Raw genomic sequence first — 26,784 nt, forward strand, 5'->3', positions numbered from 1 at the left:
GACTGCTTGCCGACGGTTGCAACCGGCGGTGTCCCGGATTCATTCCGGGGCGAGCGGGTCTTTCTCCTTTCATGCTCGCACACCCGGTCCGCGAACGCGGACGGCGAATTCGTCACATCGACACTATGGACATCGTCAACGTGACGTGAAGCGGTTATGATAGATAGCGTCATTTCGACGAAAAGGCTTGTCCCGAAGACCCGAAGAAAGGGTGCGTGACGTGACCACCGCCCAGCCCCTGGATGTCCAGCCGACGCCGCTCGCCCTGCTCCTGCTCGGCCGCGAGGCCGACCCGAAGAGCGAGCGCGGCGTGGAGTGCCCGGGCGACCTGCCGTCGCCCTCCGACCCGGACCTCGTGGAGCGCGCCCGTGCGGCCAAGGAGAAGCTCGGGGACAAGGTCTTCGTGCTCGGCCACCACTACCAGCGTGACGAGGTCATCCAGTTCGCCGACGTCACCGGCGACTCGTTCAAGCTCGCGCGCGACGCCGCCGCCAAGCCGGAGGCCGAGTACATCGTCTTCTGCGGTGTGCACTTCATGGCCGAGTCGGCCGACATCCTCACCACCGACGACCAGAAGGTCGTCCTGCCGGACCTGGCGGCCGGCTGCTCGATGGCCGACATGGCCACCGCCGAGCAGGTCGCCGAGTGCTGGGACGTGCTGACCGAGGCGGGCGTCGCCGAGCAGGTCGTGCCCGTCTCTTACATGAACTCCTCGGCCGACATCAAGGCCTTCACCGGCAAGCACGGGGGCACGATCTGCACCTCGTCGAACGCCAAGCGCGCGCTGGACTGGGCCTTCGAGCAGGGCGAGAAGGTCCTGTTCCTGCCGGACCAGCACCTGGGCCGCAACACGGCCGTCCGCGACATGGGCATGTCCCTCGACGACTGCGTTCTGTACAACCCTCACAAGCCGAACGGCGGTCTCACCGTCGAGGAGCTGCGCAACGCCAAGATGATCCTGTGGCGCGGGCACTGCTCGGTGCACGGCCGCTTCTCGCTGGACTCGGTCAACGACGTCCGCGAGCGCATCCCGGGCGTGAACGTGCTGGTCCACCCCGAGTGCAAGCACGAGGTCGTCGCCGCCGCGGACTACGTGGGCTCGACCGAGTACATCATCAACACCCTGGACGCGGCCCCGGCCGGCTCGAAGTGGGCGATCGGCACCGAGCTCAACCTGGTCCGGCGCGTGGCCAACGCGCACCCGGACAAGGAGATCGTCTTCCTCGACAAGACGGTCTGCTTCTGCTCGACCATGAACCGCATCGACCTGCCGCACCTGGTGTGGACCCTGGAGTCGCTGGCCGAGGGCAACCTCGTCAACCAGATCCAGGTCGACAAGGAGACGGAGAGCTTCGCCAAGCTCGCCCTGGAGCGGATGCTGGCGCTGCCGTAACGGTTCTCCCGTCCGTACGCCGAAGGGGCGCCCCGCGAGCTCGCGGGGCGCCCCTTCGTACGTCGTCGGACCGGCTCAGTCGAGGAGGTCCAGCAGGGTGCCGTCCAGCGGGGTGACGTCCGGCTGCTCCGGGACGTCCGCCCTGTCGTCGCCCTTCCTCGCGTCCTGCTTCGCCGCCTTCTTCGCCGCCTTCTTCTTCGCGCGGCGCTCCTTGCGGAGCTCCACCATCGCGTAGAGCGTCGGGACGAGGAGCAGGGTGAGCAGGGTCGAGGTGATGAGGCCGCCGATCACGACCACGGCGAGCGGCTGGGCGATGAATCCGCCCTCGCCGGTGATGCCGAGGGCCATCGGCAGCAGCGCGAAGATCGTCGCCAGGGCGGTCATCAGGATCGGGCGGAGCCGGTGCCGGCCGCCCTCGATCACCGCTTCGACGACGCCCAGGCCCTGGGCGCGGTACTGGTTGATCAGGTCGATCAGGACGATCGCGTTGGTCACGACGATGCCGATGAGCATCAGCATGCCGATCATCGCGGGGACGCCCATCGCGGTGTCGGTGACCACCAGCAGACCGATCGCGCCGGTCGCCGCGAACGGGATCGAGACCAGCAGGATCAGCGGCTGGATCAGCGACCGGAAGGTCGCCACGAGCAGCATGAAGACGATCGCGACGGCCGCGAGCATCGCCAGGAACAGGTTGGTGAAGGCCTCGGACTGGTCCTCGGAGACACCGCCGATGCTGGCGGTGGCGCCCTCGGGCAGGTCCAGCGCGCCGATCTTCGACTGGAGCGAGGCGCTGACCGCGCCGGTGTTGTCGCCGGTCGGCTTGGCCGTGACCGTCGCCGCGCGGGCGCCGTCGATCCGGGTCATGGAGACCGGGCCGGGGACCAGCTCGACGGTGGCGATGTCGCCCAGCTTCACCGGGCCGAGCGGCAGGGCCTTGAGCTCGGCGAGGGTGGTGGCGGGCTTCGCCGAGGTGATGAGGACGTCCCGCTCGCTGTCGTCGAGGATCGCCTTGGCGGCCGGGGTGCCCCGGACGGCCTGGGCGACGATCATGCCGAGCGTGCCGGAGTCGAAGCCGGCGTCGGCCGCCGCGGGCTTCGCCCGGACGGAGATGCGCGGCACGGACTGGGAGAGGTCGCTCTGGACGTCGGTGACGTCCTTCATCCCGGCGATCGCCCCGCGGACCTGCTCGGAGGCCTGCTCCAGGACCTTCGGGTCGGCGGCCTTGACGACCACGCTCAGGTCCTGGCTGCCGAAGCCGTCGCCGGCCGCGATGGTGGTGTCGCCGATGCCGTCGAGGCCGGCGAGCGCCTTCTGGATGGAGTCGCGGGTCTTCTCGTACGCGTCGGAGTTCTCCAGGCTGACCTTGTACGAGGCCTGGTTGGAGCCGGTGCCGCCGCCGAAGGCCGCCATGAAGCCGGAGGAGCCGACGGTGACCTGGTAGTCCTTGACGCCCTCGGTCTCCGCGAGGACCTTCTCGATCTTCTTCGCGGCCTCGTCGGAGGCGCTCAGGCTGGTGCCGGGCGCCAGCTCCTGCTGGATGCTGAGCACCTCCTGCTCGCCCTGGTCGAAGAAGTTCGTCTTCAGGAGCGGCGCCATGCCGAAGGTGACGACGAGGACGACGAGCGCGATGGCGAGGCTCATGATCCGGCGGCGGGTCGCGAACCGCAGCACGGGCACGTACAGGCGCTGGAGACGGCTCTTCTCCTCCTTCTCCTCGGCCAGCCTGCGGGCCTCCGCCAGGTCCTCCGAGGTGCCCTTGGGGGCGCGGAGGAACCAGTACGAGAGGACCGGGACCACGGTCAGGGAGACGACCAGGGAGGCCAGCAGGGCCGCCGTGACCGTCAGCGAGAACGAGCCGAACAGCTCGCCGATCATGCCGCCGGTCAGACCGATCGGCAGGAAGACGGCGACGGTGGTGAGGGTCGAGGAGGTGACAGCGCCGGCCACCTCGCGGACCGCGGTGAGGATCGCGGCCTGGCGCTCCTCACCGTAGCCGAGGTGCCGCTTGATGTTCTCCAGGACCACGATCGAGTCGTCGACGACCCGGCCGATGGCGATGGTGAGCGCGCCCAGGGTCAGCATGTTGAGCGAGAGGTCGCGGCTCCACAGCACGATCAGGGCCAGGACGACCGAGAGCGGGATGGAGACGGCGGTCACCAGGGTCGAGCGGATCGAGGTCAGGAAGACCAGGATCACCAGGACGGCCATGACGAGGCCGAGCGCGCCCTCCGTGGTCAGGCCGGAGATCGCCTTGGCGACGGCCGGGCCCTGGTCGGAGACGACGGTGAGCTCGGCGCCGGCGCCCAGGTCGCGGCGCAGGTCGGGCAGCTTCTCCTCGACGGCGTCGGAGATGGCGACGGCGCTGCCGTCCTTGTCCATCGTGGCCATGACGGCGAGGCTGGGCTTGCCGTTGGTGCGGGTGAGGGAGACGCGCTGGGACTCCTCCTGGCGGACGGTGGCGACGTCGCCGAGGCGGACCGCCTTGCCCTTGCCGGGGGTGGCCGAGGGGATGCGCAGGTCCTCGATCTGCCGCAGGGAGGTGTAGCCGCCGCCGACCTGGATCGTGCGGCTCTTGCCGGCCTCGGAGAAGGAGCCGGCCGGCATCGTGGCGCCGCCGGAGCGGAGGGCCTCGGCGAGCTTCATGGAGCTGAGTCCGGCCGCGGCGAGCTTTCGCTCGTCCGGGGTGACCGAGACCTGGAGGTCCTGGACGCCGTCGATCGAGACCTGGCCGACGCCCTCGATGCCCTCCAGGGCGGGGACGACGGTCTTCTGCAGCTGGTCGGCGAGCGCCTGCGGGTCCTGGTCGGAGGAGGCGGCGAGGACGACGGTCGGCATGTCGTCCGTCGAGCCGGCCACGACCTGCGGGTCGACGGTGTCGGGGAGCTGGGCGCGGGCCCGGTTCACGGCCTGCTGGACGTCGGCGACGAGCTGCTTCGTCGACTCGTCGCCGTAGTCGAAGGAGGCCATGACGACGGCCATGCCCTCGGAGGCGGTGGAGGTGACGCCCTTGAGGCCGTCGACGGCCTTGAGGTTGTTCTCCAGCGGTTCGACGACCTGCTTCTCGACCACATCGGGAGAGGCGCCCTGGTACGGGGCGAGGATCGAGACCATGGGGAGCTCGATCGAGGGGAACAACTGCTGCTTCAGCTGCGGTATCGCGATCGCCCCGAACACGATCGCGACGATGGACGTCAGCCCGATCAGGGCCCGTTGGGCGAGGCTGAATCTGGACAGCCAGGACATGGGGTCTCTCTTCTGTGGCGTACTCGTCGACAGGCGGGAGCAGCCGAGAACCCGGCCCTGGACCGCCGGAGACGCCCCCCGTCCATACGATCTGCCATCCGCGGGCGGAAGTCCTCGGCCCCCGGGTCCACATCCTTATCCCGCGCATACCGCGTCTGGAGTACGCCGGGGCCTGCCGTCACTCCACCCGGGGCCGTACCAGTCCCGATTCGTAGGCCGTGACGACCAGCTGGGCCCGGTCGCGGGCGCCGAGCTTGGCCATGGTCCGGTTGACGTGCGTCTTCACGGTGAGCGGGCTGACGTCGAGCCGCTCGGCGATCTCGTCGTTGGAGAGGCCGCCGCCGACGAGGACGAGGACCTCGCGCTCGCGGGCGGTGAGCGCGGCGAGCCGCTCGGAGTAGGGCCGGTCGCCGGTGTCCAGGGGTTCGCGCCCGCCGCCCTGGGCGAGGAAGGAGGCGATGAGGCCCTTGGTGGCGGCCGGGGAGAGGAGCGCCTCGCCGGCGTGGGCGATCCGGATCGCGCCGAGCAGCTCCTCGGGTTCGGCGCCCTTGCCGAGGAAGCCGGAGGCCCCGGCGCGCAGCGACTGCACGACGTACTCGTCGACCTCGAAGGTGGTGAGCATGACGATGCGTACGGCGGACAGCTCGGGGTCCGCGGTGATCGCGCGGGTCGCCGCGAGGCCGTCCGTGCCCGGCATCCGGATGTCCATGAGGACGACGTCCGGCCGCTCGGCGCGGGCCAGGTCGACGGCCTGGGCGCCGTCGGCGGCCTCGCCGACCACCTCCATGTCCGGCTCGGAGTCGACGAGGACCTTGAAGGCGCTGCGGAGCAGGGCCTGGTCGTCGGCGAGCAGTACCCGGATCGTCATGCGTCCTCCCCCGTGCGGGTCGTCACGGGCAGTATCGCCTGCACGCGGAAGCCGCCGCCGTAGCGGGGTGCGGCGGTCAGGGTGCCGCCGAGGGCGCTGACCCGTTCGCGCATGCCGAGGAGGCCGTGGCCGCCGGAGTCGGCGGGGACCTCGGGCTGCGGGGTGCCGTTGTCCAGGACCGTGATCTCGACCGTACGGCCCACCCTGACGATGCTGACCTCGGCCTCGGCGTCCGGTCCCGCGTGCTTGCGGACGTTGGTGAGGGCCTCCTGCACGATCCGGTACGCGGCGAGGTCGACGGTGCCGGGCAGGGCGCCGTCGCCGTCGGCACGGGCCAGGGCGACCGGGAGGCCGGCCTTGCGGAAGCTGTCGAGGAGTCCGTCGAGGACGGCGAGGCCCGGGGCGGGCTCGGTGGGCGCCTCGGGGTCGCCGGACTGGCGCAGCAGCCCGACGGTGGCGCGGAGCTCGTCGAGGGCGGAGCGGCTGGCCTCGCGGACGTGGGCGAGGGCCTCCTTGGCCTGGTCGGGGCGCTTGTCCATGACGTGGGCGGCGACCCCGGCCTGGACGTTGACCAGGGCGATGTGGTGGGCGACGACGTCGTGGAGGTCGCGGGCGATCCGCAGCCGCTCCTCGGCGACCCGGCGGCCGGCCTCCTCCTCCCGGGTGCGTTCGGCCCGCTCGGCGCGCTCGCGGATCGCGTCGACGAAGGCCCGGCGGCTGCGGACGGCGTCCCCGGCGGCGGCCGCCATGCCGGTCCAGGCGAAGACGCCCAGGTTCTCCTGGGCGTACCAGTTGGTCGGCCCGAAGATCATGGCGGCGGCGGTGAGGAGCGCCATCGTGGCGAGGCCGACGCGCCAGGTGGTGGGGCGGTCGGTGCGGGAGGCGACCGTGTAGAGCGCGACGACGGCGCTCATGGCGATCGGGGCGGGCCGGACGTCGTCGACGAGCTCGACGAAGCAGATCGTGACCGTGAAGCAGAGCACCGCGAAGGGACGGCGGCGGCGCAGCACCAGCGCGGCGGCCCCGAGGAACATGATCAGCACGCTTCCCGCGTCGGGGGCGCGGTCACCGAAGGTCGGCCCCTCGGGGCTGCCGTGCGGGTCGGTGAAGGACGCCGCGACCATGGCGACGAGCGTGCCGGCCGCGATGGTCGCGTCGAAGGCGAGCGGGTGGGCGCGGAACCAGTCGCGGAGGCGGGCGTAGAGGGTGCCGGTGGCGGGTCCGGTGGGGGTCACGTCGGAGAACGGTACGGGCAGCGGACCCTCGGGGGGAAAGCACGGTGTCCCGCCGCCCCGGTGGGGGCGGCGGGACACCGGAGGCGTCGCACGGACGTCAGCCCGGGATCAGGCCGTCGTCGGAGAGCATCTCGCGGACCTCGTCGAGGCTCGCGTCCGGAGCCGGGAGGATCAGCTCGGAGGGCTCCAGGGCGTCGTCGGGGAGCGGCTCGCCGAGCCGCCTGACGGCGTCGAGCAGGGCGCCCAGCGTGCGGCGGAAGCCCTTGTCGTCCCCCGACTCCATCTCTGCGAGCAGCTCGTCGTCGAGCCTGTTGAGCTCACCGAAGTGGCTGTCGGCCAGCTTCCACTGGCCCTCCCCCATGATCCGTACGATCATGACGCGTCCTGTCTGTCGGCTACCCGTGCCGGCCGGCTGCCTACTTCTCGAAGCGCGGGTGGGACTGCTGCTGGGTGCGGTCCTGCGGTGCGGCCTCGCCGCCGCCCTCGATCGCCTGCTGCTGCGCCGAGGGGCCTCCGGCCAGCTCGGCCTTCATCCGCTGGAGCTCCAGCTCGACGTCCGTACCGCCCGAGAGCCGGTCCAGCTCCGCCTGGATGTCGTCCTTGGCGAGCCCGGACTGGTCGTCGAGGGCGCCCGAGGCGAGCAGCTCGTCGATCGCGCCCGCGCGCGCCTGGAGCTGGGCGGTCTTGTCCTCGGCCCGCTGGATCGCGAGGCCGACGTCGCTCATCTCCTCCGAGATGCCGGAGAACGACTCGGCGATCCGGGTCTGGGCCTGGGCGGCCGTGTAGGTCGCCTTGATCGTCTCCTTCTTCGTGCGGAAGGCGTCGACCTTGGCCTGGAGGCGCTGCGCGGCGAGCGTCAGCTTCTCCTCCTCGCCCTGCAGCGTCTGGTGCTGCACCTCAAGGTCGCTGACCTGCTGCTGGAGCGCGGCCCGCCGGGACAGCGCCTCGCGCGCCAGGTCCTCACGGCCGAGCGCCAGCGCCTTGCGGCCCTGGTCCTCCAGCTTGGCGGACTGGCCCTGCAACTGGTTCAGCTGGAGTTCGAGCCGCTTGCGGGAGGTGGCGACGTCGGCCACGCCGCGCCGCACCTTCTGCAGCAGCTCCAGCTGCTTCTGGTAGGAGTAATCGAGCGTCTCGCGCGGATCCTCGGCCCGGTCAAGGGCCTTGTTCGCCTTCGCGCGGAAGATCATCCCCATACGCTTCATGACACCGCTCATGGGCTTCGCGCGCCCCCTTCTGACGGACTTCGGCTCCAGCTCTCCAACAGGTCCACAGTACGGGCCCTGTCTCCATTACCGCACTGTTCGGAGCGGGATGCGCTCCTCCCCAAGGACGACTGCGCGTCGGTCCTCCTCCCGCCCAGGGTGTAGACGGATCTAGGGGGAACCCTCGCGCGTCCTCCGTACGTACCGCCGTAGACGCAGTCCGTTAGCGGATCGTTCCCGCCCGGGCTGGGGTCCATGCCCACCACCCCGTACCCTTGGGTTTTGTGTTCCGTAGCCGTTCGAAGGACGAGAAGGCCCCCACCGACAAGGTGACGGCGGACCTCTCCACCAAGCAGCCCCGCGACCCCGAGGCCCCCAAGGGCCGCCCGACACCGAAGCGGAGCGAAGCGCAGACCCAGCGTCGGCGCGCCGCGACGGTGCCGACCGACCGCAAGGAGGCGGCCAAGCGTCAGCGCGAGGCGCGTCGCTCGGACCTGGCCCGGCAGCGCGAGGCGCTGGCGAGCGGCGACGAGCGTTATCTGCCGGCCCGCGACAAGGGTCCGGTGCGCCGCTTCGTGCGCGATTTCGTCGACTCGCGCTTCGCGATCGCCGAGTTCTTCCTGCCGATGGCCGTGGTGATCCTCGTGCTGTCGCTGTTCGGCAACGCCAACCGCGGCCTGCAGAACATCTCGCTGCTGCTGTGGCTCGGCGTGATCGTCCTCATCGTGATCGACTCGGTCGGCATCTGGATCCGACTGCGGAAGCAGCTGAACGAGCGCTTCCCGAACGAGCCGAAGCGCGGTGCCGTGGCCTACGGCCTCATGCGTACGCTCCAGATGCGCCGACTGCGGCTGCCGAAGCCGCAGGTCAAGCGCGGAGAGCGGCCCTGAGCGCCGACAGCTCGGCCCTGGGCGGGCACGCTTTCGGGGAGCTCGCTCCCGATGAGCGTGCCTTCGGCGTGGACGCGTCGGCGACGGGCGGCCCCGTGCTGCCCGCCGTCGTCCACTGGCCCGCCGGGCACGGCGGGCTGCGCGACACGATCCGGCAGGAGGTCATCGCCCGCCAGCTCGACGAGCAGATATCCGGCCGCTACCCCGTGGGGCAGCGGCTGCGGATCCTCGACGCGGGCATGGGCCAGGGCACGCAGGCACTGCGGCTGGCCCGCGCCGGACACACGGTGACCGGCCTGGAGGCCGATCCCGAGCTGCTGAAGGCGGCGCGCGAGTCGCTCGCGACGGAGCCCGCCGGGATCCGCGAGCGGGTCCGGATGATCGAGGGCGACGGGCGCGAGACCGGCGTCCACTTCCTGCCCGGCAGTTTCGACGTGGTGCTCTGCCACGGCGTCCTCATGTACGCGGACGAGCCGGACGCGCTGCTCGCGGGGCTGGCCCGGATGCTGGCCCCCGGTGGTCTGCTCTCCCTCGTCGTGCGCAACGGCGAGGCGCTCGCCATGCGCCCGGGGCTCGCCGGCGACTGGTCCGGTGCCCTCGCGGGCTTTGACACCGATGTCTACACCGACGACAACGGCGTGAAGGTGCGGGCCGACCGGCTCGACGCCCTGACGTCCACGCTCGCGGGGATCGCGGCGCCGCTGCACGCCTGGTACGGCGTGCGGGTCTTCACGGACGGCATCCCGGCAGAGACGGGCCTGCCGGCCGCCGAGGAGCTGGACCGGCTGCTCGCCGCCGAGGAGCGCGCGGGCCGCACGGAGCCGTACCGGCGGATCGCGGCCCTGCTGCACCTGTGCGGCGTCCGGGGCTGACCCGGGACACACCCCGGGGCCGACCCGCCGCACCGGGCCCGGCGGGATCACGAACGTTCGACGCACCCCCCGCACCTCCGGTCGCCGGAGGTGCGGGTCTCCCTGCCCGGGCGCGGCCCCACCGGGCAGGGGGCGCGGGGTCGAGGACCCCGCACCCCCTCCTGGCCGCCCTAGCCCTCCGCGTCCAGCGGCATCGGGCCGTAGATCTTGGTGCCGTCCTCCGAGAGCGTCACCTGGTCCGCGCCGCCGCCCAGGAGGTCACGCCAGTGCTCTCCGATCCAGCTCTCGGCGTCGCCCTGGGTGGTGAACTCCTCGGGAGCCACCACCGGCTCGACCTCCGTGCCGTCGGACTTCTCGAACCGCCACGTCCATGCCATGTCCGCCTCCAGGCGCTCACCGGATGATCGGTTTCCTGCCCGCAGCGTAGCCGGGCGCGCACGCCTCGCGGTGGCGCGGGAGGATCTGAGGGTGGAACTGACTCTGCTCGGCACCGGTGCCCCCCTCGGGCTCCCCCGCCCCGACTGTCCCTGCGCCGTCTGCGCGCTCTCCCGCGGACCCCGGGTCCGGGCCGCGACCGCGCTGCTCGTGGACGGGGCCCTGCTGCTGGACCTCACCCCGGGGGCCGCGCTCGCGGCGGCCCGTTCGGGGCACTCGCTCGTGGGCGTGCGCCAGGTGCTGCTCACGCATCCGCACGACGGGCCGGCCGTGGAGGTGCCGGCCGGGCTGCCGACGGCGGGCCGGGTGCCGGACGGCAGGGAGTTGACGCTGATCAGCGGGCACCGGGTGCGGGCGGTGCCGATGGACTCCCCCGGTACCGGGTACGAGGTGACCTCCGCGGACGGCGAGCGGCTGCTCTACCTGCCGCCGGGCGGGGCGCCGGCGGGGCTTCCGGAGGACCACGGGCTGCCGTACGACATGGTCGTCGCCGATGTGACGGGCCGCCCCGACGGCATCGCGCGGCTGCGGGCGACCGGGGCGGTCGGGCCGGCCACCGAGGTGATCGCCGTGCACCTGGACCACGACGTGCCGACGGGGCCCGCACTGGACCGGCGGCTCGCTGCGGCCGGGGCGCGGGCGGTGCCGGACGGGACGACGCTGTACGTGGGCGACTACCACGAGGTGCCGGACGTGCCGCGGCGGACACTGGTGACCGGCGGGGCCCGGTCGGGGAAGTCCGTCGAGGCCGAGCGGCGTCTGGAGACCTTCCCCGAGGTGCTGTACGTGGCGACGAGCGGGACCCGGGAGGGCGACCCGGACTGGGCGGAGCGGGTGGGACTCCACCGGGAGCGGCGGCCGGCTGCGTGGCGTACCGCCGAGACCTGTGACCTGGTACCGCTGCTCGCCGACGACGGTCCCGCGCTCCTCATCGACTGCCTGTCGCTGTGGCTGACGGACGCCATGGACCGGGTGGGCGCCTGGGACGACGAGAAGTGGGCGGACGGCGGGCAGGCGGCGCTGCGGGAGCGGACGGCGGAGCTGGTCGCGGCGGTGCGGGCGACGCGCCGCACGGTCGTCGCGGTGACGAACGAGACGGGCTCGGGCGTGGTGCCCGCCACGGCCGCGGGCCGCCGATTCCGGGACGAGCTGGGGCGGCTGAACGCGGCCTTCGCCGAGGAGTGCGAGGAGGTCCTCCTCGTGGTCGCGGGACAGGCGCTGGTGCTGCGCGGGTAGGGTGCCAACACCGATGGCCCTCGCTGATGTCACAAGGCGGAACCCGTGAACCTGGACGACTTCTCCGATCTGATCGAGCGCCCCGACGGGGGGATCCGGCGGGACGCCGAGGAGCGCCGCGAGCGGCTGACCGTGCCGCCGGGCGCGCTCGGCCGGCTCGACGAGCTCGGCGAGTGGCTCTCGGCCGCGCAGTCCTCGGTCAAGGTGCGGGCGATCGAGCAGCCGAAGGTGCTGCTCTTCGCGGGCGACCACGGGGTGGCCTCGCTGGACGTGTCGGGCCGCGCGGCCGGCTCCGCGCACGAGCTGGTGCGCGCGGTGCTCGACGGGGCGAGCCCGGTCGCCGTGCTGGCCCGCTCGATGAGCGTGCCGGTACGGGTCGTGGACGCCGGTCTGGACTGCGAGCCGGAGCTGCTGCCCGCCGAGGTGGTACGCCACCGGGTGCGGCGGGGCAGCGGGCGGATCGACGTGGAGAACGCGCTGACGGCCGAGGAGACCGAGGCGGCGGTCCGGCTCGGCATCGCGATCGCCGACGAGGAGGCGGACTCGGGCACCGACCTGGTGGTGCTCGGGGACCTGAGCGTGGGCGGTACGACCCCGGCGTCGACGCTGATCGCGGCGCTGTGCGGGACGGACGCCTCCGTGGTGACCGGCCGGGGCGGTGCCGGGATCGACGACCTGGCGTGGATGCGCAAGTGCGCCGCCGTCCGGGACGCGCTGCGGCGGGCCCGGCCGGTCCTCGGTGACCAGCTGGAGCTGCTCGCGGCGGTCGGCGGCGCCGACCTGGCGGCGATGACGGGCTTCCTGCTCCAGGCCTCGGTGCGGCGGCTGCCGGTGATCCTGGACGGTGTGGTGGGGGCGGCCTGCGCGCTGGTGGCGCAGCGGGCGGCGTTCCGCGCTCCGGACTGGTGGCTGGCGGGGCAGGTCAGCGGGGAGCCGGCGCAGGCGAAGGCGCTGGACCGGATGGCACTCAACCCTCTGCTCGACCACGGCGTCCATGTCGGTGAGGGAACCGGGGCACTGCTCGCGCTTCCCCTCGTCCAGGCCGCGGCGGCCTTCGCCGCGGAGCTGCCCGAGCGTCCGGATCCGACCACTCCGGAGGCCGGGTCGGCTCCTGGGGCCGCGTCGGCTCCCGAGGCCGGGGACACCGCGGAGGCCGAGGCCGCTCCGCGGGTCTGACGAGGAGGAGCGACAGGGACGGAACGTCGACTCCGGGGCGGTCACGCGCGACGCGCGCGTGGCCGCCTCCGGCGTCTCCGCACGACAAGTGATGCCCCATATGATCGCTTTTCATGGGAGAAGTCCGCTTGTCTGCCGAAGCAACACCCCGAGGCTCCACCGTCCGTTCGCGGCGCAGTGCCGCGTACGCCGTCTGGTACCTGCGCGTCGTCACGTTCATCAACTTCCTGAGCGCCGTCTGGGTCTCCTTCGGACAGGACCTGCGCCGTCACAACGAGGACGACTACTTCACCCCGTACATGCTCACGGCGGGCTTCGCCTCGGGCGTCTTCACGCTGTTCCTGGCGATCACCATGCGCCGCCGCAAGCGGGCCGCGTGGATCCTCAACATGGTTCTCGCCGGGCTCTTCCTGCTGCTCTTCGCCCTCGTGATGGTCTTCCCGGAGATCCGGCAGCACGCCCAGAACTGGATCTCGCTCGCGCTGACCGCCTCCTTCGTCCTGGCGCTGCTGCTCGGCCGCAAGGAGTTCTACGCGAAGGGCGACCGCTCCAACCCGTGGCTCGCCGCGGTCGTCGCGGTCGGCGGACTGCTCGTCACCTCGCTGCTCGCCGCCGTCCTGGTCACCGTCACCAACACCTCCACCGCGCCCTCCACCTTCCTGGAGCGCTGGCGGTACGGCGTGATGCGGCTGGTGACGCTCGCCAGCGACGACTCGCGCTTCGCCGGCATCACCACCCCCGGCTGGGTCGACGTCACCATCAACGTCCTCTCCACGCTGCTGCTCTTCGCGGTGCTCTTCGCCGCCTTCCGCGCCCGGCGGGCCGTCGACCCGCTGACCAAGGAGGACGAGGAGCGGCTGCGGGCCCTCCTCGACAAGCACGGGGAGCGCGACTCGCTCGGCTACTTCGCGCTGCGCCGCGAGAAGAGCGTCGTGTGGTCGCCGAGCGAGAAGGCCGCCATCGCCTACCGGGTGGTCGGCGGGGTCTCGCTCGCCTCCGGCGATCCGATCGGCGACCCCGAGGCCTGGCCCGGCGCGATCGAGCCCTGGCTGGCGGAGGCGCGCGAGCACGGCTGGATCCCGGCCGTGATGGGCGCGAGCGAGGAGGCCGGGGTCATCTACGCCCGGCACGGTCTCGACGCCCTGGAGCTGGGCGACGAGGCGATCGTCGAGACCGACGAGTTCACCCTGGACGGGCGGGCCATGCGGACGGTCCGGCAGGCCTTCAACCGGGTCAAGCGGGCCGGCTACGAGGTCCGGATCCGGCGCCACGAGGACATCCCGGCCGAGGAGATGGACGAGCTGCTCCGCAAGGCCGACGACTGGCGCGACGGGGCGACCGAGCGCGGCTTCTCGATGGCCCTCGGACGGCTCGGGGACCGGCACGACGGGCGCTGCGTGATGCTGGAGTGCACCGACGGCACCGGCGAGCTGCGGGCGGTGCTCTCCTTCGTGCCCTGGGGGCCGAAGGGCCTCTCGCTCGACCTGATGCGCCGCGACCGGGACTCCGAGAACGGCCTGATGGAGTTCATGGTGATCGAGCTGCTGCAGCGCGCGAAGGAGATCGGGATCACCCAGGTCTCGCTGAACTTCGCGATGTTCCGCTCCGTCTTCGAACGCGGCTCGAAGCTCGGGGCGGGACCCGTGCTGCGCATGTGGCGTTCACTGCTCAGCTTCTTCTCCCGCTGGTGGCAGATCGAGTCGCTGTACCGCGCCAACGCCAAGTACCGACCGATCTGGGAGCCCCGATTCATGCTCTTCGAGAAGAGCGCCGACCTGCTGCGCATCGGCCTGGCCGCCGGCCGGGCCGAGGGCTTCCTCGAAGCCCCGGGCCTGCCGAAGTGGCTGCACCGCAAGCACCTGGAGAGCGGGCGTTGAGCGGGTCCGTCACGCGTTTCGCGCGCCGCGAGTGGGGTCCGCTGTTCGGCACCGTACGGGCGGGGCTCGCGTCCCGGGGATGGCACGCGGTCCCGATGACGCTGACGGCCGTCTGTCTGACGGCTCTCTTCCAGCTGGTGCAGAACCAGGACTGGGGTTATCAGCCGGTCCAGAACATCGGTTCCGTACGGGCCGAGGACCCACTGTGGCTGGCCCTGCTGCGGACCCCGCTCTCGCTCTTCGTCCCCGCGCTCGACCTGCCCGTGTGGGGCGCCCTGGCCCAGGTCCTGCTGGTGTTCGGGATCGCCGAGATCTGCCTCGGCCGGTGGCGGACCCTCGGCGTGGCCTATCTGGCGACGCTCTCGGGGACGCTGTACGCGCGCGTGGGCATCGCGCTCGGGCCGGGCACCCCCTTCGGCCTCCCGGCCTCCGACGCGCAGGTGGTCGACACCGGCCCGTCGGCGGCCGTGGTGGGCCTCGCGGTCTACGTCTGCTGGCGCTACCGGGCCTGGTGGACGGGCGGCGCGGTGGTCCTGGCCATGGTCGTCGAGGTGATCGTCAAGCCGAACCTGGCGGGCAAGGAGCACCTGGCGGCCATCGCGGGCGTGCTCGTCCTCATCGCCGTCCAGGCCTGGCGCGAACGGGGTCAGGAGGGCGTGGAGCCCCGGCCCGGGACGCGCTCCTGGAAGCCGCCGATCAGGTCCTGAGCGCGGCGCCGCACCTTGGTCCAGCGCTTGTCGTGGCGGTAGGTGCGGATGCGGGAGCGGGCGCGGGCCTTGTGCCTGCGCCCGTAGAAGTGCCGGGACCACCAGGAGCCGGGGCGGGCCAGCCGTACGGCGCCGACGATCGCCACGAACGGGATCAGGGCCCCGAGCACGGCCATCCGGAACTTCCCCTTCACCAGCGCGATGAGGACGAAGAGGAAGTTCACCGCCAGGGTGAGGAGGAACGTGGCCCGGTCCTGGCGCTCGTCCGCCGTCATGTCGTTGACCCCGAGCGGCGAGAAGCCGCTGAGGGTGAGCCCCACCAGCGCCGTGGTGAGGACGACCACCTCGACGCTCTTGCGGCCCTGGTCCGTCCAGTACACGTCGTCGAGGTGGAGGATCAGCGCGAACTCGTCGAGGACGAGCCCCGCGCCGACCCCGAAGACGACGGCGAAGACGCACGCGCCCACACCGTGCCGGTCGCTGGCCACCGCGCCGAACCCGCCGAGGACGGTGAGGACGACGCCGGGCACGACGTGATGGATGTGGACGCCTCCGGAGGAGACGTTCCCGAAGGGGCCCTTTCCCGCCCGGATGAGCCGGGTGACCGTGCGGGTGACCAGGAATGTCAGGACGAAGGAGGTCAGAGCGAGCAGCATCGGGAGTTTGCCCGGCTCGACGATGTTGCGGGAGAACCAGTGACCCATGCCACCCCGTTCCGATATGTACGTTATGCGCAATCTACCGTTCGGAGGCGGCGATTACCCTGCCCGGATGGACGGCCTGCGTTTCGCCTTCGGCACCCTCACGGTGTTCCCCGCCCGCATCACCCGCTGGGACCGGGACGCGGCGCGCGCCGGCATGCTCTGCGCCCCCGTGGCCGGACTGGTCGTCGGAGTCTCCGCCGCCACGCTCGGCGGCACGTTCCTCCAGCTCGGCTCGGGCCCGCTGCTCGCGGCCGTGGCCGCCACCGCCGTCCCCGCCGTGCTGACCCGCGGCCTCCACCTCGACGGCCTCGCGGACACGGCCGACGGCCTCGGCAGCGCCAAGCCCGCCGAGGACGCGCTGCGCATCATGAAGCAGTCCGACATCGGGCCGTTCGGCGTCATCACGATCGTCCTCGTCCTGCTCGCCCAGGTCGCCGCCCTCACCCGGCTGTACGAGGAGGGCTGGGCGCACGGCACGGTCGCCGTCGTCCTCGCCGCGGGCGTCGCCCGCCTCGCCCTCACCCACGCCTCCCGCCACGGCGTCCCCGCGGCCCGCCCCGAGGGCCTCGGCGCGATCGTCGCCGAGACGGTCCCGGTCCGCTCGGCGACCCTCTCGACCGCCCTCGTCCTGGTGGCGTGCGCGGCGGCGGGCCTCCTCTCCTCCCCGCTCGACGCGGTGCGCAACGTCCTGGCGGCCGGCGCGGCCCTGGCCGCGGCGGCCCTGCTGCTGCGCCGGTGCATCCGGCGCTTCGGCGGGGTGACGGGCGACGTGTTCGGCGCGCTGGAGGAGACGGCGGCGACGGTGGCGCTCGTCGCGCTGACGCTGGGGTGACGACAGGGCCGGGGGGCCGTCAGCAGGGCCTGCGCCAGACCCCCAGCTCGTACCTCTTCCGCATCGAGCTGAGGCCCAGCTTCCGTGCCTGGGGGCAGAACTCGCGGGTGTCCAGCTCGTACTCGACGTGGAAGACCGCCTTGCCCGCCGCCACGAACGGGGCCAGGCGGCCGCACTCGTCGTACTCGGCGCACTGTTCGTTGACCGCGAAGTCGAAGTCCGCGAGCAGCTTGGGGATCTGGTCCAGGTCGTTCTTGAGGCCCACCGCGAGGCCGCGGTCGTGGGCCAGGCGGGCGATGAGGCGGTTGTAGCGGAGCTGGTCGGCGGCGGTCAGGGGGAAGCCGGTGCGGTTCCTGTAGCCGTCCATGTTGTCGGGTTCGACGGCGTCGAAGCCCTTGTCCCGGCACATGTCGAGCCGCTTCGCCATGAGGGGTTCGAGGACGTCGGTGCGGCGGATGTCGAGCCAGCGCTCGCCCTCCCAGCCGTTCCCCTCGCCGAGGACGGACTTCGGGAAGCGGCCGGCGTCCGGGCGGAAGTCCTCCCAGGCGCCGGTGGAGAGGTAGCAGATGACCTTGCGGCCCCGGGCGTGCAGGTCCCGCACCGTGGACGCCGGGTGGTCGAAGCCGTCGATGTCGTACACCGGGACGTCGACCGTCGGGTCGAGACGGCCGCTGAGCTGCCACTGCCAGGCCAGGCCGGGCCGCGGCTGCCAGCGGTCCCCCGTGGGCTTCGGGTCGGGGCCCGGCCCGGGGTCCGGGCCGGGCGCCGTCGTGCAGGCCGTGGCCAGCAGCAACAGGACGGCGAGCAGCGGCAGCAGACGTCTCATCGGGCGGGCTCCAGGAGGTGCGGCAGGGTGCCCCAGGGGTGCGCCCCGGTGCCGGGGACGGCGCAGTGCACCGGGGTGGCCGGGCGGACCCCGGGCGGGGCCGCGTAGACGAGGTGGCAGTAGTGCGGGGCGACCGGGAGGTCCAGCGTCCGGTACGTGTCCCAGGGGCCCTCGAAGGTGACGAGGAGGTCGGCGAACTCCGCGTACCCCGGGTCCGGGTGGGCGCCGTGGTTGAGGACGAGGGCCGCGGCCCCGGCGGCCCGGGCCGCGACCGCGATCCGCCGGTAGTGGGCGAGGCCGCCGGGCGCGGTCGTCACCTGGTCGAGGAAGGTCCCGTCGGCGCCGTACCAGTCCCGGTGCCGGAGCAGCTCGGTGACGACCTCGGCGTGCGGGCGGCGGCCGTAGTCGGTGTCCACGTACCCGAGGACGCGGACCCCGGCCTCCCGCAGCCGCGCGGACACCTCCGCGAAGGCCGGGTCGGGGGCCCGGCCCGCGCCGCTCGCCGGGTTGAGGACGAGGCCGTACAGGGAGGGCGCGGCGGCGAGGAGGGCCGACCAGGCCTCGGGGCGGTCGGCGGGGTGCTCGTAGTACGGCACCAGGAGCTGGGGAGTCACGGTCACCCCTACGCGCGGTGGGCGGTCGGTCGTACCAGCAGGACACAGGTGAGGACGGCGAGCAGAGCCGCCGCTCCTCCGGTGGCCGCCGGACCCGCGGCCGGTTCCAGGGTCTGCGCCGCCGCGGCGATCAGGCAGACGGCCGCGGCGCTCGCCACCGCGCCGAAGGCCTGGAGCAGCAGCCCCAGCCAGAGCACGGTCCCGATCAGGAGCAGCGTGACGACGCGCGGGAGCGTCGGCCAGGGCGCTCCCGGCCAGGCCAGGGTCGCGACGAGGGTGAGGCCGACGAGGACGGTCAGGTAGCCGCCGAGGCAGAGCACGAGGGTGCCGGTGACCGCCCTGCGGAACTCCCGGGCCGTGGACAGGGTCCGCAGCCGGGTCAGGCTCTCGCCCCGGAAGCGGTGCAGCAGCCACTCGGCGGGTCCCATGGAGAGGGTGAGCGCGACGACCGCGCCGGCGCCGCTCACGAGCGTGTCGCCGATGCCCGCGTGGAGGACGAGCAGGCCGCTGCCGAGGCCGAAGAGTCCGTACGGGAGGGAGGCCGCGCGCGGGGGTCCGGCCCGGCCGGCCGCCCCGCGCTTCAGGCCCGGCCGGAGCACGAGCGCCGCGAACGCGAGGGCGGCGGTGAGTGAGGCGAGGAGGAGCCCGCCGCGCAGCGGGTCGGGCAGGTCCCAGCGGAAGGCGGGGAGCGCTCCGCCGAGCGGCAGCAGGGCCAGGAGCAGGGCCCGTTCGCGGCCGAGGACCAGGAGGACGGTCGCGGCGGCGAGGTAGAGCGACTGGCCGGCGGCGAACAGGGCCGCCGGGATCTCGCCGGGCGAGGCGACCGCGAAGGCGACGGCCGATCCGGCGAGGGCGCCCGCCGGGGCGCCGGTGAGCAGCGCGCGGGCGGCGGCGGGCCGGTCGCCGAGGCCGAGCCAGGTGTACGCGCGGTGGGAGAGCGCCTGGTTCCACACCCAGCCGGTGACGGCCCCGGCGAGGAGAGGGATCGTTCCGCCGGGGAGCCCGAACCGGCCCTGTTCCCCGGCGAGGAGCGGGGCGGCCAGGACGTAGGCGAGGCCGGGCAGGGCGAAGACGAGGCCGCGCAGGAGGCAGCCGGCGAGTTCGCCGTGCCAGGGTCCGGCGGGCGGTGCCGCCGGCGCGGTGTGGCGCCGCTCCACGCGCGCGTAGAGGGCCTCGGCGAGGGCGAAGGAGTCGGCGCGGCCGTAGGTGAGGCGGATGTGGTCGTCGGTCATGCCGTCGGACTCCAGGAGCGCGGCGATCTCGTCCGGGTGCACGGCCTGGGCGACGAAGTCGTCGAGGCGGGCGGCGAGTTCGTCGACGGGGTCGGCGGCGAGGCCGTCGGTGGCGGCGAGGCCGTCGACGGTGGGGCCGTCGGCGGCGGGCGTGCCCGGAGCGGACTCCCCGCGCGGGCGGGGGATCGCCGGGAGGGGGGTGACCGTCACCGGGGGTTTCAGCCAGAGCGAGCCGCTCATACCGGGGTGCCTCCCGCCACGAGGGGCGCGGGGGCGCGGCGCGGGGAGGGGATGCGGACCGTCCACGCCTTCGGGACGGCGTGGGGTGCGGGGGCGGCGGGGCGTGCGCCGGCCAGTTCGCGGTAGATCTGGCGGAAGCCGTCCACCGAGCGGTTCAGGGTGAACCGGTCGATGACCCGCTGCCGTGCCTGGCGGCCGAGTTCGGCGCGCCGGGCCCCGTCCCTGAGCAGTGCGGTGACGGCTGCGGCCATGACGGCCGGTTCGCGGGGCGGGACGACGATCCCGGTGTCGCCGACGGCTTCCCGTACGCCTCCGACGTCCGTGGAGACGGTGGCCCGGCCGCAGGACATGGCCTCGATGAGGGAGAAGGGGAAGCCCTCGCTGATGGAGGAGAGCATGACCACGCTGCCGGCCGCGTAGGCGCGCGGGACCTCGGAGACGCGGCCCTCGAAGGTGATGCCGTCGGTGACGCCCAGTTCGGCGGCGAGCTTCTCCAGGCGGGTGCGGTAGTCCTCGTTGCCCGCGGGGACCGGGCCGAACAGCCGCAGCCTGAGCTCGGGGAGTTCCGCGCGGCAGATCGCGTACGCCCTGATCAGGGTTTCGAGGTCCTTGATGGGGTCGACCCGCCCGCACCAGCTGAGGGTGGGGGTCTCGGGTTCGGGTCCGGCCTCGGGGAAGAGGGCCGGGTCGACGCCGTTGTAGACGGTGCGGATGCGGTCGGCGGGGGCGCCGCCGCGCTCCTCCCAGCGCCGGTTGTACTGGTTGCAGGGGGTGATGAGGTCGGCCTTGCGGTAGCCGAGCGTGTTGAGCTCGCGGTAGAAGCCGAGCATGAGGGCCTTGACGGGCCAGCGCTGCGCGTCGGTGCGGTAGCCGAGGTAGCGCTCGCGGAGGTAGATGCCGTGTTCGGTGAGCAGGAAGGGCACCCCTTCGAAGTGCTGCGCGGCGAGGGCGGGCAGCGTGGCGAGGCCGCTGGAGACGGCGTGGGCCACGCTGCCGGCGGCTATCCGGGCGGCGAGCGGGCGCAGGGCGTGTTCCAGCAGGTCGGTGGCGGTGAGCGCGTCGTGGACGGTGGGCCGGGCCGCGAGGGTCGGCAGGTGCGGCATGGTCCAGATCCACATCAGGGAGCGCAGGGCCGGTTCGGAGCGCAGGAAGGAGGTCAGCCGTCCTTGTCGGGCCAGTTGGGCCAGCTCGTACAGGCTCGTGCCGAAGTCGCAGCCCGCGCCCGGGTCGAGGAGGGCGAGGAGCAGGCGTTCGTACGTGTCGAGGAAGCGGCGGCGTTCGCGCCCCCGCAGGGGCCGGCGCGCTCCGGAGAACAGTCCGGGTGCGGCCGGCCCCTGCGGGTGGCCCCAGAGGGGGAACGCGGTGTGCCGGGTGATGTTGGGCGGCAGCTCCCAGGTGACGGGTTCGCGGCCGCTGCCGGTGAGGGCGAGGATCTCGAAGTCGACCTCCGGCATGCCGCGGACGAGCTGGTCGCACCAGGTGCTGACGCCGCCGTGGACGTGCGGGTAGGTGCCCTCGGTGAGCATGGTGACGTGACGGCCACTGCTCGGCATGTGCGTTTCCCCCCAGGACGTGCTGGTCAGGCGGTCGGGAGCGTGAGTGTGACGGCGCTCTGGAGCAGTTCGGGCGCGGTCCAGGCCGAGCGGGTGCCCGCGTAGCCCGTGCCGAAGACGGTCGAGCCGAGCACGAGCTGCTTGCGGGTGCCCTCGGGCGCGGTGACGGGCACGGTGAGGCCGGACGGGGCCTTGACGGTGACGGTGGTGCCGATGCGGTAGGCGGTGACCTTTCCGGCGGCGACGGCCTGGTCCCAGGCGGCGCGGCGGCCCAGCTCGGTGCCGACGTCCTTCTGACGCGGGTTCACCAGCGGGGCGCTGGGCGCGAAGAGGGCCCGGTAGTCGGCGAGCACGCGGTCGAGGACGGGGTAGAGGAGTCGTTCCTCGGCCAGGTTGGACTGGTGGACGTAGTGCGGGCGGGGGTCGTTGCCCAGGACGTGGGAGAGGGCCGTGCGGGCCTCCTGCGGGACGATCCGCTCCGCGTAGCCCGTGGTGGTGGGGAGCGGGGCGGGCAGGCAGGTGGAGAGGGGGTTGTCCTCGCAGATCCCGCTGCCGCCGTCGGCGCGGGAGGTGTAGATCCAGTTGTACTCGTCGGTCATCTCGGCGGCGGTGCCCACGTTGTAGTACACGTTCATGGGGTGGCGGGGCACGGTCTTCGCGGCGGCGCTGCCCGTGCCGACGGAACGCTGCTGCGGTTCGCGGGAGTTGTCGCTCGCGGTCCATTTCACGCCGTTGTCGGCGAGGGCGCCTGCGAGGTTCGGATTGTCGACGGGCTGCTGGGGCAGGGTCTTCAGGCCGGAGTGCTCGCCGGTGACGAGTTCGGAGCGGTCGACGGAGATGCCCTTGCCGACGGCCCAGTTGTGGTTGTTGCGGATCTGGCCGGAGAGCTCGGAGCGGCTGACCCAGAGGGTGTTGCCCGAGGTGTCCTTGGCGCACTGCCAGGGGACGGTGGTGTTGTCCTGGACGCAGCCGAGGAAGGGGTGGGTGTAGGTGTGGTTGATCCACCGGTACTGGGCGCGGTCGGCGAGGAGCTGTGTGGTGAGCGGGTCGGAGCCGCCGTGCTCGGCCTTCCACTGCTCGCCCTGGCCGCCGTTGTAGACCATGTCGAGGGTGAAGCCGGAGGCCTTCTGCCAGGCGGCGGCGTAGCGGGCGTCGTCGGCGGTCATCCGGATGGGGTTCACGCCCTCGCCGTCGTCCTCGACGCAGTCGAAGTCGCCGGGGGTGCAGTTGAGCGTGGAGTCCCAGCGGGCGTCGGGGGCGAAGACGTCGTCGACGTGGACGGAGAGGTAGTTGCGGCTCTGGCCGAGGTGGACGCCCTGGGTGAGCCATTCGACGATGCCGCGCGCGAGGGCGCGGAACTGCCGCTGGTACTGGTTGTAGGCGAAGGTGACGACCAGTTCGCGGCGGCCGTCGGCGGTGTACTCGCCGACGAGGCTGGCCCGGCCGCCGCCGTCGACCGGGATGTCGACGTAGCTGGTGTAGCCGGCGCGGGGGCGGCCCGCGTAGCCGTAACTCTCGGCGATCGACGGGTCGTTGTCCTCGAAGGTGAGGGCTCCGGCGAGGTACCGGAAGGGGCCCGTCCGCCCGGCGGCGGTGACGCCGGCCGTGGTGCCGTCGAGGACGCCGGACCAGCCGCCCTGGTCGGTGTAGTCGAGGCCGACGCCGGGGTGCGACCAGGTGTAGGCGTCGACCTGCGGGATGCCGAAGGTCCGCTCGTAGGCCTGGAGCGCGGTGTGCTCGGCGGAGTCGGGGCCGAAGGCGCTCTCGTGGGGCAGGACGACGCCCTGGTACTTGGCGCGGGGGCGCCCGTCGAGCGTGTCGCTGAGGAAGGCCGTGTCGAGGACCGGCCGGTTCGGGTCGTTGAGGTCGATCCGGCGGTACGGGACGCCGGAGCCCTTCAGCTCGGCGGTGATCGCCTCGACGGCGCTGCCGCCGTCGTCGACGACGAGGACCGTCAGGTCGACGCGGGGCGTCGGCGCGGCAGCCGCCTGTGCGGACGGCAGGACGGTGGCGAGCAGTGCGGCGGCGGCGAGCGCGGCGACCCGGGCGGTACGGGGCGCGGTGCGGTGCCCGGTGGTGCGGCGGGCGGTTCTGGGCGTGCGGATTCGGCCGGAGTCCATCGGTGGTGTCCCCCCTCGGCAGGCCCGCCCGGGCCGGAGCCGGACCGGCGGGACCTGTGGAGATGATGCAGATGGTGCAAAGGCGAGAGCGTTCGCCTTGCGGGATTGAGGCGAGTGTGGACGAGCGGTCCGAGCCTGAACGGTAAACATGAAAGAGACACCACGGATGAGTGAATCACTGCCGCCGTGAGCGAACGCCGTGAGCGAGCGTAGGCTCGTTCTCGGCGCTCTCCGGGCCGAAATACGATGCGGCGGGCACGGTCGGCCCATCCCTCGACCGCCACAGAACTCAATGGAAGCGAGAATTCACCACCGTGACTGCTCTCACTCTCAGCACTGCCGGTGCGGCGACGCTGCGCGCCGACGCCCTCGTGGTCGGCGTCGCGAAGTCCGGGAAGACGCTCGTCGTCGCCCCGGGCGGCGAGGCCGTCGACAAGGCCTTCGACGGGCGGCTCGCCGCCGTCCTGGAGACCCTGGGCGCCTCGGGTTCCGAGGGTGAGGCGATCAAGCTGCCCGCGCCCGCCGGCCTCAAGGCCCCCGTCGTCCTGGCCGTCGGCCTGGGCTCCGCCCCCGAGGACGGCGAGTCGTACGGCGCGGAGACCCTGCGCCGCGCCGCCGGTACCGCCGCCCGCACCCTGACCGGCTCGAAGAAGGCCGCCTTCGCGCTGCCGATCGCCTCCGCCGAGGACGCCGCCGCCGTCGCCGAGGGCGCGCTGCTCGGCGCGTACGCCTACACCGCGTACCAGGAGAGCGGCAAGGACGCGAAGAAGCCGCTCGCCGAGGTCGCCCTGCTCGGCGCCAAGCCGCGCGACAAGGCGTACAAGGCCGCCGCCGAGCGCGCCCTGGCCGTGGCCGAGGAGATGAACCGCGCCCGTGACCTGATCAACATGCCGCCGAACGACCTGTACCCCGCGTCGTTCGCCTCGATCGTCACCGCGGCCGGCAAGGAGCACGGCCTCAAGGTGCAGGTGCTCGACGAGAAGGCGCTCGAGAAGGGCGGCTACGGCGGCATCCTCGGCGTCGGCCAGGGCGCCGTCCGCGGCCCGCGCCTGGTCCGCATCGCCTACACCCACCCGAAGGCCGAGCGGACCCTCGCCCTGGTCGGCAAGGGCATCACCTACGACTCCGGCGGCATCTCCCTGAAGCCTGCCGGCCACAACGAGACGATGAAGTGCGACATGAGCGGCGCCGCCGCCGTCTTCGCCGCCGTCGTCGCCGCGTCCCGCATCGGTCTCGCCGTCAACGTCACCGGCTGGCTCGCCCTCGCCGAGAACATGCCGTCGGGCAGCGCCACCCGCCCGGGTGACGTGCTGCGCATGTACAGCGGCAAGACCGTCGAGGTCCTCAACACCGACGCCGAGGGCCGGCTCGTCCTCGCCGACGCGCTGACCCGGGCCTCCGAGGAGCACCCGGACGCGATCGTCGACGTGGCGACCCTGACCGGCGCCATGGTCCTCGCCCTGGGCGACCGCACCTTCGGCATCATGGCCAACGACGACGACTACCGGACCGCGATCCACGAGATCGCCGAGGAGGTCGGCGAGCAGTCCTGGCCGATGCCGCTCCCGGCGGACCTGCGGAAGACCATGGACTCCCCCACCGCCGACATGGCGAACATGGGCGTCCGGATGGGCGGCGGCCTGGTCGCCGGCCTCTTCCTCCAGGAGTTCGTGGGCGAGGGCATCACCTGGGCCCACCTGGACATCGCGGGCCCGGCCTTCCACGAGGGCGCCCCGTACGGGTACACCCCCAAGGGCGGCACCGGCTCCTCGGTGCGCACCCTGGTGAAGCTGGCCGAGCTCACGGCGGCCGGCGAGCTCTGAGCACACCCGTGACAGGGGCGGCCCCGGGTCTCATGCCCGGGGCCGCCCCCGTCCGCGCCTGTGAGCGTCTGTTCGCCCGCGACGAAATCCGTAGGTTCGTACGCTGCGGCGATCCCTCCGTACGGACGATCGGCCGTCTCACAGCACGGCCCCGCGTCCCGCCATCCGTCAACAAGTGCGAAGATGGGTTCTCGGCAGGACAGGGCCCCCACCACAGGGCCGAAATAAAGCGGCCGAACACCAGCCGCCGCCCGGTCATCGAAGACCGGCGACGAGCGCACATGCATGGAGGACGTGACGTGGCGAACGACGCCAGCACCGTTTTCGACCTAGTGATCCTCGGCGGCGGTAGCGGCGGTTACGCCGCGGCGCTGCGCGGAGCGCAGCTGGGCCTGGACGTCGCACTGATCGAGAAGAACAAGCTCGGCGGCACCTGCCTGCACAACGGCTGCATCCCGACGAAGGCCCTGCTCCACGCCGGCGAGGTCGCCGACCAGGCGCGCGAGGCGGAGCAGTTCGGTGTCAAGGCCTCCTTCGAGGGCATCGACATCAAGGGCGTGCACAAGTACAAGGACGACGTGATCTCGGGCCTGTACAAGGGTCTGCAGGGTCTCGTCGCCTCCCGCAAGGTGACCTACATCGAGGGCACCGGCCGCCTCTCCTCCCCGACCTCCGTCGACGTCGACGGCCGTCGCGTCGAGGGCCGGCACGTCCTGCTCGCCACGGGTTCCGTGCCGAAGTCGCTCCCCGGTCTGGAGATCGACGGCAACCGGATCATCTCCTCGGACCACGCGCTGAACCTGGACCGGGTCCCGGAGTCCGCGATCATCCTGGGCGGCGGCGTCATCGGCGTCGAGTTCGCCTCGGCGTGGAAGTCCTTCGGCACCGACGTGACGGTGATCGAGGGCCTGAAGCACCTCGTCCCGGTCGAGGACGAGAACAGCTCGAAGCTTCTTGAGCGCGCCTTCCGCAAGCGCGGCATCAAGTTCAACCTCGGCACCTTCTTCCAGTCCGCCGAGTACACCGACAGCGGCGTCAAGGTCACCCTGGCCGACGGCAAGACCTTCGAGGCCGAGGTGCTGCTCGTCGCGATCGGCCGCGGCCCGGTCTCCGCCGGTCTCGGTTACGAGGAGCAGGGCGTCGCGATGGACCGCGGCTACGTCCTGGTCGACGAGTACATGCGTACCAACGTGCCGACGATCTCGGCCGTGGGCGACCTCGTCCCGACGCTCCAGCTCGCGCACGTGGGCTTCGCCGAGGGCATCCTCGTCGCGGAGCGCCTCGCGGGTCTGAAGGCCGTTCCGATCGACTACGACGGCGTGCCGCGGGTGACGTACTGCCACCCCGAGGTCGCCTCCGTCGGCATCACCGAGGCGAAGGCCAAGGAGATCTACGGCGCGGACAAGGTCGTCGCCCTGAAGTACAACCTCGCGGGCAACGGCAAGAGCAAGATCCTCAAGACCGCGGGCGAGATCAAGCTCGTGCAGGTCAAGGACGGTGCCGTGGTCGGCGTCCACATGGTCGGTGACCGCATGGGCGAGCAGGTCGGCGAAGCGCAGCTGATCTACAACTGGGAGGCGCTGCCGGCCGAGGTCGCGCAGCTCATCCACGCCCACCCGACGCAGAACGAGGCGCTCGGCGAGGCTCACCTGGCCCTGGCCGGCAAGCCGCTGCACTCCCACGACTGACGCTCACGTCATCAC

General features: G+C 72.5%; 22 protein-coding genes. 10 read left to right on the forward strand and 12 right to left on the reverse strand.

The features are described from left to right. Positions 1 to 211 precede the first annotated feature (211 nt). Entirely contained in the window at positions 212 to 1,393 is a 1,182-nt protein-coding gene (gene nadA / locus ACF08F_RS04800) for a quinolinate synthase NadA (RefSeq protein ID WP_392297044.1), read from the forward strand. 75 nt (positions 1,394 to 1,468) lie between these two features. Here nadA and ACF08F_RS04805 read toward each other — a convergent pair whose 3' ends face one another. The 5 genes from ACF08F_RS04805 to ACF08F_RS04825 form a co-directional block, all read right to left on the reverse strand. After that, entirely contained in the window at positions 1,469 to 4,639 is a 3,171-nt protein-coding gene (locus ACF08F_RS04805) for an efflux RND transporter permease subunit (protein ID WP_392297045.1), read from the reverse strand. Positions 4,640 to 4,817: 178 nt separating this feature from the next. Further along, positions 4,818 to 5,507, reverse strand: a complete 690-nt coding sequence (locus ACF08F_RS04810; protein ID WP_392297046.1) for a response regulator — start codon at positions 5,505 to 5,507, stop codon at positions 4,818 to 4,820. Continuing rightward, positions 5,504 to 6,742, reverse strand: coding sequence for a sensor histidine kinase (locus tag ACF08F_RS04815; protein WP_392297047.1), 1,239 nt, complete (start codon positions 6,740 to 6,742; stop codon positions 5,504 to 5,506). Before ACF08F_RS04815 ends, ACF08F_RS04810 begins: the two co-directional genes overlap by 4 nt. Positions 6,743 to 6,839: 97 nt before the next feature. Then, entirely contained in the window at positions 6,840 to 7,118 is a 279-nt protein-coding gene (locus ACF08F_RS04820; RefSeq protein ID WP_392297048.1) for a hypothetical protein, read from the reverse strand. Positions 7,119 to 7,158: 40 nt separating this feature from the next. Beyond that, on the reverse strand, positions 7,159 to 7,956 hold the full coding sequence (locus ACF08F_RS04825; RefSeq protein ID WP_361972502.1) for a PspA/IM30 family protein: 798 nt from the start codon (positions 7,954 to 7,956) through the stop codon (positions 7,159 to 7,161). A 272-nt stretch (positions 7,957 to 8,228) separates the two neighbouring features. On the opposite strand from ACF08F_RS04825, the gene ACF08F_RS04830 reads away from it, so the two are divergent. Both ACF08F_RS04830 and ACF08F_RS04835 read left to right on the forward strand, forming a co-directional pair. Beyond that, the gene (locus tag ACF08F_RS04830; protein ID WP_392297049.1) at positions 8,229 to 8,834 is read left to right on the forward strand and encodes a DUF3043 domain-containing protein; all 606 of its coding nucleotides are present in this window, start codon (positions 8,229 to 8,231) and stop codon (positions 8,832 to 8,834) included. 95 nt (positions 8,835 to 8,929) lie between these two features. Further along, positions 8,930 to 9,706, forward strand: coding sequence for a class I SAM-dependent methyltransferase (locus ACF08F_RS04835; RefSeq protein WP_392297322.1), 777 nt, complete (start codon positions 8,930 to 8,932; stop codon positions 9,704 to 9,706). Positions 9,707 to 9,876: 170 nt separating this feature from the next. On the opposite strand, the gene ACF08F_RS04840 is transcribed toward ACF08F_RS04835, so the two are convergent. After that, positions 9,877 to 10,083, reverse strand: a complete 207-nt coding sequence (locus ACF08F_RS04840) for a hypothetical protein (RefSeq protein ID WP_392297050.1) — start codon at positions 10,081 to 10,083, stop codon at positions 9,877 to 9,879. 91 nt (positions 10,084 to 10,174) lie between these two features. On the opposite strand from ACF08F_RS04840, the gene ACF08F_RS04845 reads away from it, so the two are divergent. From ACF08F_RS04845 to ACF08F_RS04860, 4 genes are all read left to right on the forward strand, one after another. Further along, positions 10,175 to 11,377, forward strand: coding sequence for a bifunctional adenosylcobinamide kinase/adenosylcobinamide-phosphate guanylyltransferase (locus tag ACF08F_RS04845; protein WP_392297051.1), 1,203 nt, complete (start codon positions 10,175 to 10,177; stop codon positions 11,375 to 11,377). 45 nt (positions 11,378 to 11,422) lie between these two features. Next, entirely contained in the window at positions 11,423 to 12,553 is a 1,131-nt protein-coding gene (cobT, locus tag ACF08F_RS04850; RefSeq protein WP_392297052.1) for a nicotinate-nucleotide--dimethylbenzimidazole phosphoribosyltransferase, read from the forward strand. Between the two features lie 113 nt (positions 12,554 to 12,666). Next, a complete protein-coding gene (locus ACF08F_RS04855; RefSeq protein ID WP_392297053.1) occupies positions 12,667 to 14,430 on the forward strand; it encodes a phosphatidylglycerol lysyltransferase domain-containing protein in 1,764 nt (587 codons plus the stop codon). Then, the gene (locus ACF08F_RS04860) at positions 14,427 to 15,137 is read left to right on the forward strand and encodes a hypothetical protein (protein ID WP_392297054.1); all 711 of its coding nucleotides are present in this window, start codon (positions 14,427 to 14,429) and stop codon (positions 15,135 to 15,137) included. The genes ACF08F_RS04855 and ACF08F_RS04860 overlap by 4 nt, the downstream gene beginning before the upstream one ends. On the opposite strand, the gene ACF08F_RS04865 is transcribed toward ACF08F_RS04860, so the two are convergent. Further along, a complete protein-coding gene (locus ACF08F_RS04865) occupies positions 15,077 to 15,841 on the reverse strand; it encodes a hypothetical protein (protein WP_392297055.1) in 765 nt (254 codons plus the stop codon). The genes ACF08F_RS04860 and ACF08F_RS04865 overlap by 61 nt on opposite strands. Before the next feature lie 67 nt (positions 15,842 to 15,908). Here ACF08F_RS04865 and ACF08F_RS04870 point away from each other — a divergent pair, with 67 nt between their 5' ends. Beyond that, complete coding sequence (locus ACF08F_RS04870) at positions 15,909 to 16,673, forward strand: adenosylcobinamide-GDP ribazoletransferase (RefSeq protein WP_392297056.1); 765 nt, start codon at positions 15,909 to 15,911, stop codon at positions 16,671 to 16,673. Between the two features lie 19 nt (positions 16,674 to 16,692). Here ACF08F_RS04870 and ACF08F_RS04875 read toward each other — a convergent pair whose 3' ends face one another. From ACF08F_RS04875 to ACF08F_RS04895, 5 genes are read right to left on the reverse strand one after another with little or no spacing between them, the layout of a single operon-like run. Next, a complete protein-coding gene (locus tag ACF08F_RS04875) occupies positions 16,693 to 17,499 on the reverse strand; it encodes an endo alpha-1,4 polygalactosaminidase (RefSeq protein WP_392297057.1) in 807 nt (268 codons plus the stop codon). Further along, positions 17,496 to 18,113, reverse strand: a complete 618-nt coding sequence (locus ACF08F_RS04880; RefSeq protein ID WP_392297058.1) for a spherulation-specific family 4 protein — start codon at positions 18,111 to 18,113, stop codon at positions 17,496 to 17,498. The genes ACF08F_RS04875 and ACF08F_RS04880 overlap by 4 nt, the downstream gene beginning before the upstream one ends. Before the next feature lie 8 nt (positions 18,114 to 18,121). Then, positions 18,122 to 19,585 (reverse strand): hypothetical protein, encoded by a 1,464-nt coding sequence (locus ACF08F_RS04885; RefSeq protein ID WP_392297059.1) that lies wholly within the window; start codon positions 19,583 to 19,585, stop codon positions 18,122 to 18,124. Continuing rightward, positions 19,582 to 21,138: a GT4 family glycosyltransferase PelF gene (gene pelF / locus ACF08F_RS04890; RefSeq protein WP_392297060.1), complete on the reverse strand. Its 1,557-nt coding sequence runs from the start codon at positions 21,136 to 21,138 to the stop codon at positions 19,582 to 19,584. Before pelF ends, ACF08F_RS04885 begins: the two co-directional genes overlap by 4 nt. 26 nt (positions 21,139 to 21,164) lie before the next feature. Beyond that, positions 21,165 to 23,258 carry a hypothetical protein gene (locus ACF08F_RS04895; protein ID WP_392297061.1) on the reverse strand — a complete coding sequence of 698 codons (2,094 nt, stop codon included), beginning with the start codon at positions 23,256 to 23,258 and terminating at the stop codon, positions 21,165 to 21,167. A 314-nt stretch (positions 23,259 to 23,572) separates the two neighbouring features. On the opposite strand from ACF08F_RS04895, the gene ACF08F_RS04900 reads away from it, so the two are divergent. Both ACF08F_RS04900 and lpdA read left to right on the forward strand, forming a co-directional pair. Continuing rightward, positions 23,573 to 25,081 carry a leucyl aminopeptidase gene (locus tag ACF08F_RS04900; RefSeq protein WP_392297062.1) on the forward strand — a complete coding sequence of 503 codons (1,509 nt, stop codon included), beginning with the start codon at positions 23,573 to 23,575 and terminating at the stop codon, positions 25,079 to 25,081. A gap of 299 nt (positions 25,082 to 25,380) precedes the next feature. Then, positions 25,381 to 26,769 carry a dihydrolipoyl dehydrogenase gene (lpdA, locus tag ACF08F_RS04905; RefSeq protein ID WP_392297063.1) on the forward strand — a complete coding sequence of 463 codons (1,389 nt, stop codon included), beginning with the start codon at positions 25,381 to 25,383 and terminating at the stop codon, positions 26,767 to 26,769. Positions 26,770 to 26,784 lie beyond the last annotated feature (15 nt).

It is taken from the genome of Streptomyces sp. NPDC015130 (genome assembly GCF_043080005.1).
In the GTDB taxonomy this organism is placed as follows: domain Bacteria; phylum Actinomycetota; class Actinomycetes; order Streptomycetales; family Streptomycetaceae; genus Streptomyces.